Source organism: Natrarchaeobius chitinivorans (genome assembly GCF_003841505.1).
GTDB classification, from domain to species: Archaea; Halobacteriota; Halobacteria; order Halobacteriales; family Natrialbaceae; genus Natrarchaeobius; species Natrarchaeobius chitinivorans.
Genome location: NZ_REGA01000001.1, coordinates 135,292 through 150,619 on the forward strand (window position 1 = coordinate 135,292; position 15,328 = coordinate 150,619).

The following is a 15,328-nucleotide window of genomic DNA, read 5'->3' on the forward strand; positions in this document are numbered from 1 at the left end:
ATCATTATCAACCGGCTGTGGCGGTTCGATTATCCATAATGGGAGAACGCCTATCCGTATGCCTCGAGACGTAACCGAGTAGAATGAGTCGAGGCGAAGTCGGTAAAGAGACGGTCTCTTATGACGTTCCATCGGACGAAGCCGCGTCCCACGCCGTCGTCCGGGCAGTAAGTGCGCTGGAAGATCGGAAACCGACAGACCTGGACGAGCCCCTCCACACAGCCGTCGACGTAGAAGCGCTGAATTCGCTGTTCGAACGCCAATCCGATGGAGCGCTCCGATTCAGGTACGCGGGCTTTACCGTGGTCGTCGACTTTACCGGGACGGTCGTCGTCACCGCGGATGAAACCGAATAGTACCGCCGGTTGCGGACCGTTTTCTCTTCGGTCCTCGAGGCCCCCACGTCCGCTCGGCGCGAGCCGTGTCTCGGGGACTCCCGTTATCGGTAACTGCCGATAAATGCCAGCAGCTGGAGTCTCGGTCGACGATCGGCGGGAAGTTTATCCCTCTTAGCAGCCATCGGGTGAACATGAGTACACGAGCGGACGCCAACGGCGAGGGTGGGACGCTGTGGGCCGACGTCGACGACGACGTCGCGCTCGACCGGTATCGGACCCTCGCCGAGACGATGGGCAGCGGGATCTATCAACTCGACGCGGACGGGCGGTTCGTCGCAGTCAACGACGCCGTCGTCGAGACGACGGGGTACGCTCGAGACGAACTGCTCGGCGAACACGTCTCCCTGATTCTTTCCGGCGACGCTCCCGACTTCGAGTCGACGGTCTCTACGCCTCCGGAATCGGGTGACGGGGAAACCGCGACGTTCGAACTCGCCGTCCGAACCGCCGACGGCCAGACCGTCCTTCGCGAGTTTCGGATCACCACCCTCGTGGAGAGCGGTGAGTTTCGGGGGACGATCGGCGTCTCTCGAGACGGTACAGAATCGATCGGTGAGAGAGCGACGGCGGACACGGAGACGCCACCGTACGGACCCATCACGAACGTCCTCGGCGAGGCGAACATCGGCGTCTTCGTCCTCACCGACGAGTTCGACGTCGCCTGGGCCGACGAGACGATCGAGGAGTACTTCGGTCTCGACCGGAGCGACGTTCTCGGCCGGGACAAGCGAACGCTGATCGAGGAGTCGGTCAAAGACAGATTCGCCGATCCCGACCGGTTCGCGGACACCGTCCTGGCAACCTACGACGACAACAGTTACGTCGAACGATTCGAGTGTCGGATCACCGCTGGCGAGGACCGTGACGGGCGCTGGCTCGAGCACTACAGCAGACCGATCGAATCGGGGCAGTACGCCGGCGGCCGAATCGAATTCTACGACGATATCACGGATCAAAAACGCTCCGAGGGTGTCCTCCGGGAAACCAGGGAACGATTTCACTCGTTGATCGATGCCGTCGAAGAGTACGCGATCTTCAGGCTGGATCCGGGGGGACACGTCGTCAGCTGGAACGAAGGCGCTGGGGAGATCAAGGGGTACGACACCGAGGAGATACTCGGAGAACACTTCTCGACGTTCTACACCCCCCAGGACCGGGCCGAAGGCGTTCCCGACCGAAACCTCGAGAAGGCAGCCGACGAGGGTTCGATCACCGACGAAGGCTGGCGCGTCAGAAAAGACGGGAGCCGGTTCTGGGCCGACGTGACGATCACCGCGGTGTACGACGACGGGACCCACCGCGGCTTCCTGAAAGTTACCCGCGACACGACCGATCGATACGAACGCGAGCAGGAACTCGAAACCGAACTCCAGCGGATTTTCGGCAGGATCACCGACGGGTTCTACGCGCTCGACGAGGAGTGTCAGTTCACCCACTGCAACGAACGCGCCGAAGAGATTCTGGGAGTCGACTGGGAGGAGTTGCTCGGATCGAACGTCTGGGATGAGTTTCCCGAACTCGAGGGAACCGCCTTCGAGACGACCTACCAGAAAGCGATGGAGACACAGGAGTCGGTCTCGTTCGAGGAGTATTACCGGCCGACCGACGCCTGGTTCGAGGTTCACGTCTACCCGTCCGAAACCGGTCTCTCCGTCTACTTCCGGGACGTCTCCGACCGGGTCGAGCGCGAGCGGGAACTCGAGCGAACCGAACGGCGGTTCGAAGCGATCTTCAACGATCCAAACATCCTCGTTGGGCTGTTAGCTCCCGATGGAACGGTCCTCGACATCAACGGGACCGCGATGGAGTACATCGACGCCGGCCTCGAGGACGTAACCGGCGAGTCGTTCTGGGAGACGCCGTGGTGGGGCGAGGGGGATGCGGTCCAATCCGACGTCAAAGAGTGGACGAAACGTGCGGCGGCCGGCGAGTACGTCGACTTCGAGACCGACCTCACCCGGCCGAACGGCGAGCGCTACACGTTGAGCGGCTACTTCCGTCCGGTGACGAACGACGACGGAGACGTCGTCTCGATCATCGTCTCCGATCGCGACGTGACCGATCGAAAACGACGCGAGCGACAGCTTCGTAAATCCGAACAGCGGTACAGAACGCTCGCCGAGAACTTCCCGAACGGGATCGTCACCATGTTCGACGACGACCTCGAGTACACCCTCGCCGCGGGACGCGGATTCGAGGACCTCCCCGTGTCATCGGACGACGTCGAGGGGGAATCGGTCGACGACGTGTGGCCCGAGGACGTCTCCAGGGTGCTCGCATCCGCGTTCCGCGCTGCCCTCGACGGGGAGAGACAGGTCGTCGAACCCGAGTACGCCGGTCGCGAGTGGGTCGTCCGCGTCGTCCCGTTGACCGACGACGACGGAAACGCGTTCGGCGGGATGACCCTCGCTCAGGACATCACCGATCGGAAAGAGCGCAAGCGTGCGCTGGCGGAGAGCAAACGCCGATACCAGACGCTCGTCGACCACTTCCCGAACGGGGCCGTCGGGCTCTACGACGAAACCCTGTCGTATACGATCGTCGGGGGATCGCTGCTCGACGAGCTCGGTATCGCCTCCGAAGACGTCGTCGGAAGCAGTATCTACGACCGCTACCCCGACGAAATCGTCGAGCAGTACGGCCACTACTTCGACAGCGTGTTCGAGGGCGAATCGAACGCGTTCGAACTCGAGTACCACGACCGCCACCTGCAGGCGCACACGCTTCCCGTTCGAAACACGGATGGCGAGATCGACGCCGGAATGCTGATGGTCCAGGACGTCACCGAGCGAAAGGAGTACGAGCGGAAACTCGAGGCGTCGAACGAACGCCTCGAGCAGTTCGCGTACGCCATCTCACACGATCTGCAGGAACCGCTCCGGATGGTCTCGAGTTACCTCCAGCTCGTCGACGATCGGTACGCCGACGAACTCGACGAAGACGCCGAGGAGTTCATCGAGTTCGCGGTCGACGGCGCAGATCGAATGCGCGAGATGATCGAGGCGCTGCTCGAGTACTCCCGCGTCGAGACGGAGGGCGATCCGCTCGAGCCGACCGACCTCGACGGCGTTCTCGAGGACGCGATCGAGAATCTGCACCTCCAGATCGAGGATGCAGACGCCGAAATCACCGCCGAGGATCTCCCTCGAGTCCGGGGCGATGCCGGTCAGTTGCGCCAGGTCTTTCAGAACATCCTCAGTAACGCGATCGAGTACAGCGGCGACGAACCGCCGCGAATAACAGTCTCCGCCGAACGGGAGGACGGCCAGTGTGTGGTCTCGATTCGTGATCGGGGGATCGGGATCGATCCGGAGGATCAGGAACGGGTGTTCGACGTCTTCGAGCGACTCCACAATCGCGAGGATCATCCGGGGACGGGCGTCGGACTCGCGCTCTGTCAGCGTATCGTCGAACGCCACGGCGGGGACATCTGGGTCGACTCCGAACCCGGGGCGGGGGCGACGTTCTCGTTTACGCTCCCGACGCCCGAGTAGCGGGACCGATCCGTTCGTACTGCCGGACAGAACTCTTCGAAGACCGGTCGCGAATTCGCGACCGACGTCTCGTACGGATTGCTGTAACTGTGTACCGGAGCGACCGGGTGCAATCCCGCGGTCGTTCCGGTAACGATTTACAGTAAACCGTACCACTGACTGCCGTCCGACAGTATCAGTTGGGTCCACGGATGGAACGGGCGAACGCAATGGGGGACACTCCCAGTCGCACTCCGATCCGAGCGGTCGGTCGTCAGGCTCCGTCGGCTATCGGACTATTCCCGTCCGTAACTACTTTTGATTTCCAGCCTTTTCCAGGCAACTCGGAAATCCCTGTACACTACCGTCCTAACTCAGTTCCGATTGGGAATAAACCACATCTGATTACGACCTCATCCAAAGCTATTTCACGCTCCCTTCTAACGTAGTATCCATGTCGATACAACGGCGGGAGTTCATCGCGGCGATCGGAACGACTGCTGCGGCCGGATTAGCTGGCTGTGCAGCGCTCGGTGATGATGGGGGTAATGGACCTGAAATCAGCGGAGAAACACTGACGCTTACCACGACGACGAGTACGTACGATACCGGCCTGCTCGACGAACTCAACGCACCCTTCGAAGACCGATACGGCGTCACCGTCGATACCGTCTCACTGGGAACGGGTGCGGCGATCGAAACCGGGCGCAGCGGCGATTCCGACGTCGTAATGGTTCACGCACGCTCGCAAGAAGACGAGTTCATGGAAGACGGGTATGCGATCAATCGTCGCGATCTGATGTTCAACGACTTCGTCATTATCGGTGATGCCGACGACCCCGCTGGGATCTCCGGCGGTGATGACGCCGTCGACGCGTTCGCACAGATCGCCGAGTCGGAATCCACGTTCGTCTCTCGTGGAGACGATTCGGGGACGCACACCCAGGAACTCGAGATCTGGGGCGAAGCCGGATACGAAGATGGAGACTTCGGTGAGTGGTATCAGGAAGCCGGACAGGGAATGGGCGAAGTGATCGTCCAGACCGGTCAGAGTGAAGGATATACCCTCTCTGACCGGGGGACCTATCTCTCGATGATCAACGAAACCGATCTCGAAATTCACGTCGAAGGACCGGTCGAAGGCGGCCCGGAAATACTTTCGAACCCGTACGGGATCTTCGCCATCAACCCCGCCGTTCACGATAACGTGAACTACGACCTCGCGATGGCGTACATCGGCTTCATCACGAGTCTCGAGGGCGAGGAAATCATCAGGGAGTACACCGTCGAGGGCGAACAACTGTTCTTCCCCGAAGCGATCACAGAGGAACCGAACTTCCAACAGTACGTCCCCGAAGAGTGGGACGGCTCACATAGCGACTGAGAGCGATCGACGATGCCACTCGAGCTATCTGTCCTGTCGCCACTGGTCGTCGATTTCCCCTTCGAGTGGAACTACATTCGGAGTATCATCCGGGTGTCGCTCTACGTAAGTATCACAGCCGTCGTGTTGAGTACGCTGTTCAGCATTCCCGTGGCACTTCTCGTCGGTTTTAAAGACTTTCGCGGGAAGACGCTGCTCACCTCGATCATCAACACCGGGATGGGCTTTCCGAGCGTCGTCGTCGGACTGGTCGTACTGTTTACGGTGTCCAACGAGGGACCGCTCGGATCGTGGGATCTCGTGTTCACGCCCGAAGCGATGATCATGTCCCAGTTCGTGCTCGCAGCGCCGGTCATCACCGGCGTGAGTCTCGCTGCGGTGAGTAGCGTCGAACAGAACGTTCGCGACGCGGCGTTCGCGATGGGCGGCACGAGAGCCGACGTCGCCCTCGTGACCATCAAGGAGGCCCGGTACGGAATCGCGACGGCAGTCCTCGCAGGATTCGGACGAGCGATCAGCGAAGTCGGCTCCGTCCTCATCGTCGGTGGCAACATCGCGGGTTCGGACGGGACGTCCGTCACTCGAACGCTCACGACCGCGATTCAACTCGAGGCGCGACAGGGCCGCTTCGAAACGGCGATGATACTCGGCGCGATCCTCGTCGTGCTCGTCCTGATCGTCAACGCGATCGTGGTTCGACTGGGTGGCGACACCGGAGGGAACCGATGACGCTCACCGCAGACGACGTCCACCACGGCTACGGGACCGACCCCGTCTTCGAGGGCGTCTCCCTGACGGTCGCACCCGGCGAAGTCCTCGCGATCATCGGCCCGTCCGGCGTCGGGAAGTCGACCCTGCTTCGGTTGCTCGCGCTGTTCGACGAACCCGACGGGGGAGCCATCGAGTTCGGCGGCGAGGCCGTCTGGGACGTCTCGGAACGAAAGCGCCTCGACTACCGGCGTCGCATCGGCATGGTCTTTCAGGAGGCGAGTCTCTTCGACGCGAGCGTGCGTCGCAACGCCGAGTACGGGCTCCGAGTTCGCAAACCCTGGTCCGACCGCCTTCGACACGAACTCGCGACTCTCGTCGGGCGGACCAACGGCACCGGCGACGCGATCGACGCCCTCGAGACCGTCGGATTGCGCGAGAAAGCCGAGCAGGACGCCGCGTCGCTGTCGGGCGGGGAAGCACAGCGGGTCGCGTTCGCCCGCGCGCTCGCGTACGATCCCGAGATGCTCCTGCTCGACGAGCCGACGTCGGATCTCGATCCGCGAAATACGGCAGTGCTCGAAGACGCCGTTCTCGAGGCCAGAAATCGTGGGATCGGCGTCGTCATCGCGACCCACGACATGCACCAGGCGGAGCGTATCGCGGATCGAGTCGCCGTCCTCCTCGAAAACCAGATTATCGAAGTCGGCGAGACCGAGCGGATCTTCGAGATGCCGCGCGACGACCGAACCCGGAAGTTTATCGACGGGGAGTTGATATACTAACGGGAACCACCGTGGCGCTGATACGGTCTGCTGTCAGTCGTTTCCGGAGGCTGGTGCCATCCCGCGGTCTCCGGTAAAGAGGGACAGCAATCCGTACGACACCCACTCGAGGACCGATCATGACGATCGAAAAGGAATACAACACGAAGCTCTCGGTCGACGGCGTCACCATCGACCGTCGCGACGTCGAGATGCTCGCGGCGATCGACCGGTGTGGATCGATGCATAAGGCGGCCGACGACCTGGGGCGATCGTACGCCCGACTGCAAAACCGCGTCGTCGAGATCGAGGACGCGGTCGGCCCGATCACCGAGCGAAAACGCGGGGGAAGCGGCGGCGGCGGAACCGACCTGACCGAGACGGCCCACGACCTGTGCAGGCGGTTCGACCGCCACGACGCCGAACTCGACGGCGTCGCTCGCGTAACCGAATCCGTCTTCACCGGCACCGTCAGTGACCGAAACGGCGAACTCGCGACCGTCGACTCGGAGATCGGCTCGATCCTCGCGCTGGTCCCGGAGGGAGCGAGCGAGGTTCAGGTCAGCGTCCGCTCCGACGCCGTCGTCCTGACCGACCCGGCCGAGACGCCCCAGGGAGACGGAACCAGCCTCCGAAATCGGTTTCTCGGCACCGTCGAACGCCTCGAGGCCGGCGACGCGATCACCAGGGTAACCGTCGGACTCGAAGTGGGGTCCGTCCAGGCGCTCGTCACGAACGCCAGCGCGGATCGGTTAGGTCTCGAGTGTGGCCGACAGATCGCCGTCTCGTTCAAGGCGACGGCCGCTCGAGCGATTTCGATCGACTCCGAATAGGACGTCTCCGTCTGGGATTTGAACAGGTCCAGGACGGTCGCCCTCGCTTCGCTCGAGCGTCTGGATCTGGTGTGAGGATGTCAAACAAGTAGGAACGCTTATCGATCAGCGAGCGTTCTATCAGGTTCGAGTGAGGTTCGTAGCGTCGTGGTGAATAGCGGGCGCGTATCGGTCATCGATCGGGTAAGCCATGGCCCGTCACACCCTGATCAGTCTCTGGTTATTTGCAGGAGATGAATTTATGCTACTGTCTCACATAGTTCAAGGGGGTGGATTCCCATTCGATCGGGCGACACCCCAGAGATAGGAACAGAAGGTGATCACATGAGTAAATCCGACCTGGAGGACTTCCTTGTTCTCCGAGAGCTAGAGGAACCGATCACCCAAGAGGACCTGCAGACAGTGGATGAGCGATCGACTGCGTGCCGTTGGGAACTCGACGATGAGGGGATGAAAGTGCGTGCTGTGGAGTCGGAGGTCTTGACGGACGAAGACGGAAACGTGACTGGAACACACTGTCACTACAAGGCAGAGAGCGAAGAGGCAGTGCGGGAACATGCAAACCGGGCTGAACTCCCCATCTCGCGTATCGATCGCCCTGGCCAACCTCTTGGAGGCGACTTCGACTAACCGTTCTTTCGCGGCTTTCGAAAAGCCACGGAATGACCGATTTACCGGGTTTGGATCGAAACAAATAGAGTCGCGGTGTTGACTTCACACTCTCTATTCAGCAGGCGACTTTTGGCAGCGGTCGGATAGACCAATAGCTGCTTCGGTAACTGCTTGCCCCGTACTTACCGTTCGTTGAGAGTCACGAAGACAGTATGCGATCCGTTCTCTGACACTCTACTGGTGTTCCAATCTCAAGCCGTCCGCTGATCAGGAAGAAGTGCTCCGTCTGGGATTTGAACCCGATGCAAATCTTCGCTACGCTCGGATTTCCGTGCTTCAATCCCAGAGCGTGCGCTTTTTGCTCACTACGTTCGCAAAAATGCTCCGTCTGGGATTTGAACCCAGGTCATCGGCTCGAAAGGCCGAAATGATTGGCCGGACTACACCAACGGAGCGTGCGTTCGTACGCATCCTCTGGTTGCCGAGGCCTAGTAAAAAGCGTTCCGTTCCGACGGCGTCGTGATACACACTGACGCACTCGAGGTCGTCCCCTCGCTGACCGCCGTCCGACAGTATCGCTCTCGTGGAACGTCGGCGCTGATCGGTCCGTCGCGACGGACACCAACCCACCTGTCGATAGCTATGACCGTGAGGTTACATTTTCGTGCGTGTCTCGAGAGGAGCCACGAGAGATCGAACGCAAACGCGCCGACGGACGACATCTCAACGCTTTTCACCTCCCGGTTCGATCCGTCGGGTGTGAAATACGTTCGATTCCGCGACCCCGCCGGTGCCGTCCGGCGCGGCGAGTTCGAAAACGGTCACGTCCAGTTCGGAAACGAAAGCTACAGCCTCGAGAGCGACGAAATCGACGTCCTCGCGCCGTCAGATCCCTCGAAGATCGTCTGCGTCGGCCGCAACTACGCCAAACACATCGACGAGATGGGATCCGACACGCCGGATCGGCCGCTCCTGTTCCTGAAAGGACCGAACACGGTCGCGAGCCACGGAGATACCGTCACCGCGCCGGCCGGGAAAGACCGGATCGACTACGAGGCCGAACTCGGCGTCGTCATCGGAGAGCAGTGTCGCCACGTCCCCGAGGCGGACGCGATGGACGTCGTCGAGGGCTTTACCTGCGTCAACGACGTCTCGAACCGCGACGACCAGCAGGAAGAACGAAACTGGATCCGCGGGAAGGCCTTCGACGGCGCAGCGCCGATCGGGCCGGTGCTCGCGACTCCCGACGAAGTCCCCGACGACGCGTTCGTCCGCGCGCGAGTCAACGGCGAGGTTCGACAGTACGGCTCGCTCGAGCAACTCATCTTCCCCATCCCGGAACTGATCGCCGAGATCACGACCTACCTCACGCTCGAACCCGGCGACGTCATCGCCACGGGCACCCCCGAAGGGGTCGGCCCGCTCGCCGACGGCGACGACGTCGAAATCGAAGTCGAGGGCGTCGGCACGCTCGAACACTCGATCCGAGTTCCCTGAGACGGATTACTGTAACTGTGTACCGGCGCACCCGCCGCCTGGGTCGCGGGTGCGCCGGCAATGACGTACAGTAAACCGTATGAGACGACTCGAGTCGTCTCTGGCAGGGACTCGAGTTCCCGCCAGCCTCGACGAACTCCGTGAACTCGACTGACTCAGACGTCTCGAGAGCGGCGACGACCTACTCGATGGTGAACAGGTGTCCCTCCCTCGGGACGTCGAAGAGACCGACGCGTGCGCCCGCGTCGAGCCAGGCGTGTCCGTAGGAAAACGCCGCCAGCGCGTTGACGGGGTCGTCGTTCTCGCGGAAGTGTCTCCCGTCCTCGAGGTACGACGACGCCATCTCGTAGCAGTCGGCGGCGGCCTCAGCCATCGGGGTCCCCTCCGGCGGCGCGATCGTCGCCGCCTCGAGCGCCTCCGCGAGTAGTTCGCCGTATCGATCGGTCTTCTCCTCGAGATCCGCGGCCATACGTCCACCACTGCGCTCGCGGCCGTAAACGCGTCGACCGCGTCGTCGATCCCGGCACGATTCCGCTGGGAACGCAAGCGGTTTAGGCCGCGTTTCCCTACAGAAAGACAGACAAATGAGCGACCTGCCTCGAGTCGAAATCTACACCAAAGAGGACTGTCCCTACTGCGAGAACGCGAAAGACCTCTTCGACAGCAAGGGCGTCGAGTACGAGACGTACAACGTCACCGGCGACGACGAGCTGTTCGAGGAGATGGTCGAACGCGCCGGCGGTCGCAAGACCGCACCCGAAGTGTTCGTCGACGACGAACTGATCGGCGGCTGGGACGACACCAGCGCACTCGAGGAATCGGGCGAACTCGACGAGAAGCTGGGTCTCGCGGACGAGGACGGCGAAAGCGACGGGCCGCAGGGGAATCGAACCGAAGGCGGTGACGCCGCCGACGTCGTCGAGCACCGCACGCTCATCATCGCCGGGACGGGTATCGCCGGGCTGACGGCGGCGATCTACGCCGGTCGCGCGAACAACGAGCCGCTGGTCATCGAGGGCGACGAACCCGGCGGTCAGCTCACCCTGACGACCGACGTGGCGAACTACCCCGGCTTCCCCGAGGGGATCAGCGGTCCGGAGCTCGTCAACAACATGAAAGAGCAGGCGCGGCGCTTCGGTGCCGACCTGAAAAACGGCATCGTCGACTCCGTCGACGCCGATCAGCGGCCGTTCCGCGTCGAGTTGACCAACGGTGACGTCTACACCGCCGACGCGGTGATCGCGGCGTCGGGAGCCAGCGCCCGCACGCTCGGCGTCCCCGGCGAGGACGAACTCATGGGCTACGGCCTGTCGACGTGTGCCACCTGTGACGGCGCGTTCTTCCGTGACGAGGACATGCTCGTCGTCGGCGGCGGCGACGCCGCGATGGAGGAGGCGACGTTTCTCACCAAGTTCGCCGACACGGTCTACATCGCCCACCGCCGCGAGGAGTTTCGCGCCGAGGACTACTGGGTCGACCGGGTCCACGAAAAGGTCGAGGAGGGCGACATCGAGATCATGAAAAACACCGAACTGATCGAGATCCACGGCTCCCAGGCTGAGGGCGTCGATTACGTCACCCTCGTCGAAAACGACAAGGGCCATCCCACCGACCGCCTCGACGATCCGGAAACCGACGAGTTCGAGTTCGACGTCGGCGCGGTCTTTTTCGCCATCGGCCACACCCCCAACACCGACTACCTCGAGGGAACCGGCGTCGAGATGGACGACGAGGGCTACCTCCGAACCCAGGGCGGCGATGGCGGCGGCCAGACCGAGACCGACGTTCCCGGCATCTTCGGCGCTGGCGACGTCGTCGACTACCACTACCAGCAGGCGGTGACCGCCGCCGGAATGGGCTCGAAAGCCGCACTCGACGCCGACGAGTATCTCGAGGACTTAGAGCGCGCCGAGTCCGCCGGAACGGAAGTGGCGGCAGCGGACGATTAGTCGTCGCCGGGTTTGTAGGCCCCTGAACGCTTCTCGATGGTGTGAACCCACAGAATCTGGTCAGCCTGGACTGCCTTACTTCCGAGACGAAACGCGCCGATGCGGAGCATCGAATGCGGTACACCGGTGAGTGGTTCCAGGTAGTCGCTCGGATCACGCGGTGACGATCTCGTCGAGCTTCGAGACGATGGGCTCTTGCTCGTGCGGCTCGAGCTTCTCGTATTCACGCGCTGCGGGGTCGGTGAATTTCCAGTCTCACTCGTCGTCACTCGCCGGCATCCGTATCCTCGTTCAGACGCGCTCGAATCTCGTCGCTGCTGTATGTTCGTCCCTCACCGGTCGCCAGTTGGTGTTCGCTGACGGCGATGTCCTTCCACCCCTTCCGCGAGAACGCGGGGTGCTTCACGGCGTCCCGAAGCGCCCACCGGATGAACTCGCTACGGGACGGGAAATCTTCGGCTCACCACGTCGCATCGAGGTCGTCGAGGAACGCCTGCGGAATCTTGAGCGTGATCGTCGTCATGTTGGGGTCGTCGTTGGCCCCTGTATCAGCGTCGGACATACGTCTGTATTATAGTAACAACTGAAACGATTTACACACCGATCGCCGATCGGTCTGGCGATCGGGTGTGTAATGACTTTCAGTGGCTACTATACCTCCGTATTACCATAAGCGTTGTCGGTGTGGCGAAACACATCCACTTTCACATAGACCCTGTTAATCGCGGTTAACGCTAGTGGGAATACTTACGAACACCGGGTGGTATTTCTCCGTATGAGCAGTATGGAGCACGCAACTGACCGCGGGGAGAAGAAAGCGCTCCGGAAGGAACACCCAAGCGGGTGGCTCTACCTCACGCAGCACGACGCGATCCCGATCCTCGTAGACGCGTTGCTCGACCTACCGCCGAACCGCGAGTTCAACAAAACCGAACTCGCAGAGCACGCTGGCGTCACGCGTCAGACCGTCGGGAATTATACTGATCTCTTGCTCGAGGTCGAACTCATCGAGGAGGTCCCGAACACGTCTCCACGTCGATACCGAGTTGCGGACAGTACTGTCGTCCGTGAACTCTTCGAGTTGAACAGTGCCCTCAACCACGTCGGCGGCAAGTGACAGCGGCCCTCGAGAAACTGGCGGAGTCAGTGGGAGTCGGGTTCATCCGGGTTACGAATCCAACGATAACTATAGTAGCGACTGGAAGTCACTGCACACCTGATCGTACGACGAGAACGCGGTTCGGAGTGTACGCGGTTCGGAGCGAACGTAGTGAGCGAGAACCGTGGAACGGCGAGCGGTGACCGAAGGGAGCCGTGAGCAGAGCGAAGCAAGCGAGAACCGCGGAACGGCGAACAGTGTGGAAATAGTTCCAGTTATTACTATACTTCCGAGCCTGCGCTCGCCGCAACTGAAAAGAGGACACGATGAGTACGTTCACTGGATGCATGGCATCCAGTACTGACTCTTCAGCGGCGGTCGACGACGACGTCCGCCGGCTCTACGAGCGATATCAGTCCGCCGAAACTGACGCAGAGCGTCACGAAATCGCCCTCGAGATGGGGAAACTCGACAGACGTCGACACGCTGAGATCTATGCGGCTCTCGAGGACGAATAAACAGTCGAACTCGAGCGCAGACGAGCAATACCTATCGGCGTTCGAGTGCGTCCTCGAGCGAGGAGGTGAACGGATCGGGAAGGTGGTCGAAGACCGTGCGTCGGTACACCGTTGTACCAGTCCGCATCAGTCGTCTCCGGAGTACGCCCCCTCTCGTTTGCGGACGCTTTCGATGCGGACCACGCGGTCCTCGCGGCGCAGGCGACAACCCAGGCGATAATCGCCGACTCGTAACTTTTGGAAGGGGGAGTTCGACAATGGATCGAGAAAATCACTGGGCTCACGCCACTCAGAAGAGACGACGTCGTCTAATTTCGAAATGATGCGGTCTTGTGTCCTCGAGTCCAGCTGTGCGAACTGATCCTCGGCCCGCGGTGAAAATATCCAGTCCCAGTTCTCTTCACTCGTCATCGGACCCGTACGCCGCTTTGATCTCCTCGCTCGGGCGCCCTTCGGATTCGTCGAACTGCGCTTCGCTGATCGCGAGATCCTTCCAAAAACTCGCGCCCTCCGGGTGGTTCACCGACTCTCGAAGCGCGTATCGAATGAACTCGCTTCGGCTGTTGAAGCCGCGTTCGCGCCACGTCTCGTCGATGACTTCGCGAAACGAGCGCGAAATGCGGAGGTTGATCCGCTCGATTTCCGGATCGGAGTCGTTCGCATCCGCCTGTGACATACGAGCGTACGTACGTAGTGTGTACACAAAACAGTACCGTCGCTGGGGGGCATCGGTCCCCACGAACAGTCGAACTCGAGCGGAGACGAGCAGTGGGGAGCCATCGACAGACGAGCAAGGAGAGCCGCTTCCACAGACGAGCAATACCTATCGGTGTTCGAGTGCGTCCTCGAGCGAGGAGGTGAACGCGTCGGGGGGATGGCCGAGGACGGCGGGCGAGACGCGACAGCCACAGGGGAACGCTTCCCCTTCGAGGGGGCCGTAGACGGTGACGACGGAGACCCCCGCTCCGCACACCGGACACGGCGGCAAGAGGGATTCGCGTCTCGCGTCGCTCTCGAGGGTGAACTCGTCGCTCATCGCCCCACCCCGCGGGCGAGCAACGGGCGCGCGGCCGACTCGAGCGTGTCGGTCTTCGGACGCCTCTCGAGGGCGGTATCACGAGTGCCTTCGCAGATAGACGCCGCTCGAGATGTCCGGCGACGTGAGTCCCGACGCGTTCGTCGATGCCACGATTGCGGAGTCGACGCTACTCGAGTCGGGCGATTCCTCGGCCGTGCGGGACGTTTATATCCCGTCAGTATGTACGCAATCATGGCATCCAATCCTCACGTGTTTGGAAGCCACGTCTCGGGTGTCTTCAGCACCCGGGGCATTTGAGCGCAGCCCCCTGCGACGCGTGGAGAGTGGCTTCCGTTCTGATTGATGACGTGTAGTGACTTATATCTAACCCCATCATCTATGAATATACCCCCGATCTCCGTCTATAATACGACGCGCGCGGCACAAGTGCGAACGGACAAACAGTGACTCAGCAGGATTTTCCGGATTGGCGGACACTCGAGTCCTTGCGTCGGTGTCGAAAGCCCTCGACGACCTCGCGGTCGCTGCGGCGGATATCGGCACTTCGTTCACGGGTCGTTCCTCCCCGTTCACCGCGCGGTTCTCACTGCGCTCCGAACCGCGCCGTTCCGATAGTGCCACCGCAGCGACTCCCCCCTGGCGCGACGTCGTCTCGCCCTTTCAGTCCGCCAGGCTCCGAACCGCCTGCCCTCCCCCGGGTCGCGCGACCCGCACCACGGGTACGCGCTCCCGGCCGTCAATTCGGTGGGCAGAGCTAAACGCAGTCGACTGGCTCGAGCAGTCAACACAGCCATTGCTTGCCGCCGATTCGCTCGCGGGACTGGAGTACAGAAAGCAACTACTACCTCTCACCGCAACCCGCTTGTCGGTACATTTACCAGTTTGTCCGACTCATCTTCATGTATGACGTTGGAAGAGTCGATCCGAGAGTTAGAAGAACAACTCGACATGAACCGGAGTGAAGAAGTTGAGGAAACCGGACGAATCGTCGCACGACTACAGGACTGATCGTCCACCAACTCTTTTCGGATTATGTGATATTCTTCGACCCTCG

The 15,328-nt window shown here is 61.5% G+C and carries 17 protein-coding genes and 1 tRNA gene; 11 read left to right on the forward strand and 7 right to left on the reverse strand.

Annotation, left to right across the window (positions count from 1 at the left end):
- Nucleotides 1-83: 83 nt before the first annotated feature.
- The 7 genes from EA473_RS00670 to EA473_RS00700 all read left to right on the forward strand — a co-directional run bounded on the left by EA473_RS00670 (nucleotide 84) and on the right by EA473_RS00700 (nucleotide 8,190).
- Nucleotides 84-356 (forward strand): HalOD1 output domain-containing protein, encoded by a 273-nt coding sequence (locus EA473_RS00670; protein WP_124193744.1) that lies wholly within the window; start codon nucleotides 84-86, stop codon nucleotides 354-356.
- A 173-nt stretch (nucleotides 357-529) separates the two neighbouring features.
- The gene (locus tag EA473_RS00675) at nucleotides 530-3,892 is read left to right on the forward strand and encodes a PAS domain S-box protein (RefSeq protein ID WP_124193745.1); all 3,363 of its coding nucleotides are present in this window, start codon (nucleotides 530-532) and stop codon (nucleotides 3,890-3,892) included.
- Nucleotides 3,893-4,325: 433 nt separating this feature from the next.
- Nucleotides 4,326-5,255 carry a substrate-binding domain-containing protein gene (locus tag EA473_RS00680; protein WP_124193746.1) on the forward strand — a complete coding sequence of 310 codons (930 nt, stop codon included), beginning with the start codon at nucleotides 4,326-4,328 and terminating at the stop codon, nucleotides 5,253-5,255.
- Nucleotides 5,256-5,267: 12 nt separating this feature from the next.
- Nucleotides 5,268-5,984 (forward strand): ABC transporter permease, encoded by a 717-nt coding sequence (locus tag EA473_RS00685; protein WP_124193747.1) that lies wholly within the window; start codon nucleotides 5,268-5,270, stop codon nucleotides 5,982-5,984.
- Nucleotides 5,981-6,748, forward strand: coding sequence for an amino acid ABC transporter ATP-binding protein (locus tag EA473_RS00690; RefSeq protein ID WP_124193748.1), 768 nt, complete (start codon nucleotides 5,981-5,983; stop codon nucleotides 6,746-6,748). The genes EA473_RS00685 and EA473_RS00690 overlap by 4 nt, the downstream gene beginning before the upstream one ends.
- Nucleotides 6,749-6,867: 119 nt before the next feature.
- Nucleotides 6,868-7,560, forward strand: coding sequence for a TOBE domain-containing protein (locus EA473_RS00695; protein WP_124193749.1), 693 nt, complete (start codon nucleotides 6,868-6,870; stop codon nucleotides 7,558-7,560).
- 324 nt (nucleotides 7,561-7,884) lie between these two features.
- Nucleotides 7,885-8,190 (forward strand): nickel-binding protein, encoded by a 306-nt coding sequence (locus EA473_RS00700; protein ID WP_124193750.1) that lies wholly within the window; start codon nucleotides 7,885-7,887, stop codon nucleotides 8,188-8,190.
- 362 nt (nucleotides 8,191-8,552) lie between these two features.
- On the opposite strand, the gene EA473_RS00705 is transcribed toward EA473_RS00700, so the two are convergent.
- Nucleotides 8,553-8,627 (reverse strand) — tRNA-Glu (locus EA473_RS00705).
- Between the two features lie 33 nt (nucleotides 8,628-8,660).
- Nucleotides 8,661-8,909: a hypothetical protein gene (locus tag EA473_RS00710; protein ID WP_124193751.1), complete on the reverse strand. Its 249-nt coding sequence runs from the start codon at nucleotides 8,907-8,909 to the stop codon at nucleotides 8,661-8,663.
- Nucleotides 8,910-8,931: 22 nt separating this feature from the next.
- Here EA473_RS00710 and EA473_RS00715 point away from each other — a divergent pair, with 22 nt between their 5' ends.
- Nucleotides 8,932-9,669, forward strand: coding sequence for a fumarylacetoacetate hydrolase family protein (locus EA473_RS00715; RefSeq protein WP_124193752.1), 738 nt, complete (start codon nucleotides 8,932-8,934; stop codon nucleotides 9,667-9,669).
- Nucleotides 9,670-9,850: 181 nt separating this feature from the next.
- Here the strand turns inward: EA473_RS00715 and EA473_RS00720 are convergent, their stop codons facing one another.
- The gene (locus EA473_RS00720) at nucleotides 9,851-10,138 is read right to left on the reverse strand and encodes a DUF357 domain-containing protein (protein WP_124193753.1); all 288 of its coding nucleotides are present in this window, start codon (nucleotides 10,136-10,138) and stop codon (nucleotides 9,851-9,853) included.
- Between the two features lie 115 nt (nucleotides 10,139-10,253).
- On the opposite strand from EA473_RS00720, the gene EA473_RS00725 reads away from it, so the two are divergent.
- On the forward strand, nucleotides 10,254-11,618 hold the full coding sequence (locus tag EA473_RS00725; protein ID WP_124193754.1) for an FAD-dependent oxidoreductase: 1,365 nt from the start codon (nucleotides 10,254-10,256) through the stop codon (nucleotides 11,616-11,618).
- A 265-nt stretch (nucleotides 11,619-11,883) separates the two neighbouring features.
- Here EA473_RS00725 and EA473_RS22640 read toward each other — a convergent pair whose 3' ends face one another.
- The gene (locus EA473_RS22640; protein WP_243645163.1) at nucleotides 11,884-12,024 is read right to left on the reverse strand and encodes a hypothetical protein; all 141 of its coding nucleotides are present in this window, start codon (nucleotides 12,022-12,024) and stop codon (nucleotides 11,884-11,886) included.
- A 369-nt stretch (nucleotides 12,025-12,393) separates the two neighbouring features.
- On the opposite strand from EA473_RS22640, the gene EA473_RS00740 reads away from it, so the two are divergent.
- Together EA473_RS00740 and EA473_RS22045 are read left to right on the forward strand one after the other, a co-directional pair.
- Nucleotides 12,394-12,735, forward strand: coding sequence for a hypothetical protein (locus EA473_RS00740; RefSeq protein ID WP_207890131.1), 342 nt, complete (start codon nucleotides 12,394-12,396; stop codon nucleotides 12,733-12,735).
- A 329-nt stretch (nucleotides 12,736-13,064) separates the two neighbouring features.
- The gene (locus EA473_RS22045) at nucleotides 13,065-13,235 is read left to right on the forward strand and encodes a hypothetical protein (protein ID WP_165875168.1); all 171 of its coding nucleotides are present in this window, start codon (nucleotides 13,065-13,067) and stop codon (nucleotides 13,233-13,235) included.
- A 126-nt stretch (nucleotides 13,236-13,361) separates the two neighbouring features.
- Here the strand turns inward: EA473_RS22045 and EA473_RS00745 are convergent, their stop codons facing one another.
- The 3 genes from EA473_RS00745 to EA473_RS00755 form a co-directional block, all read right to left on the reverse strand.
- Entirely contained in the window at nucleotides 13,362-13,646 is a 285-nt protein-coding gene (locus EA473_RS00745) for a type II toxin-antitoxin system RelE family toxin (protein ID WP_124193755.1), read from the reverse strand.
- Complete coding sequence (locus EA473_RS00750) at nucleotides 13,636-13,911, reverse strand: ribbon-helix-helix domain-containing protein (RefSeq protein ID WP_124193756.1); 276 nt, start codon at nucleotides 13,909-13,911, stop codon at nucleotides 13,636-13,638. Before EA473_RS00750 ends, EA473_RS00745 begins: the two co-directional genes overlap by 11 nt.
- Before the next feature lie 147 nt (nucleotides 13,912-14,058).
- Nucleotides 14,059-14,271 carry a hypothetical protein gene (locus EA473_RS00755; RefSeq protein ID WP_124193757.1) on the reverse strand — a complete coding sequence of 71 codons (213 nt, stop codon included), beginning with the start codon at nucleotides 14,269-14,271 and terminating at the stop codon, nucleotides 14,059-14,061.
- Nucleotides 14,272-15,328 lie beyond the last annotated feature (1,057 nt).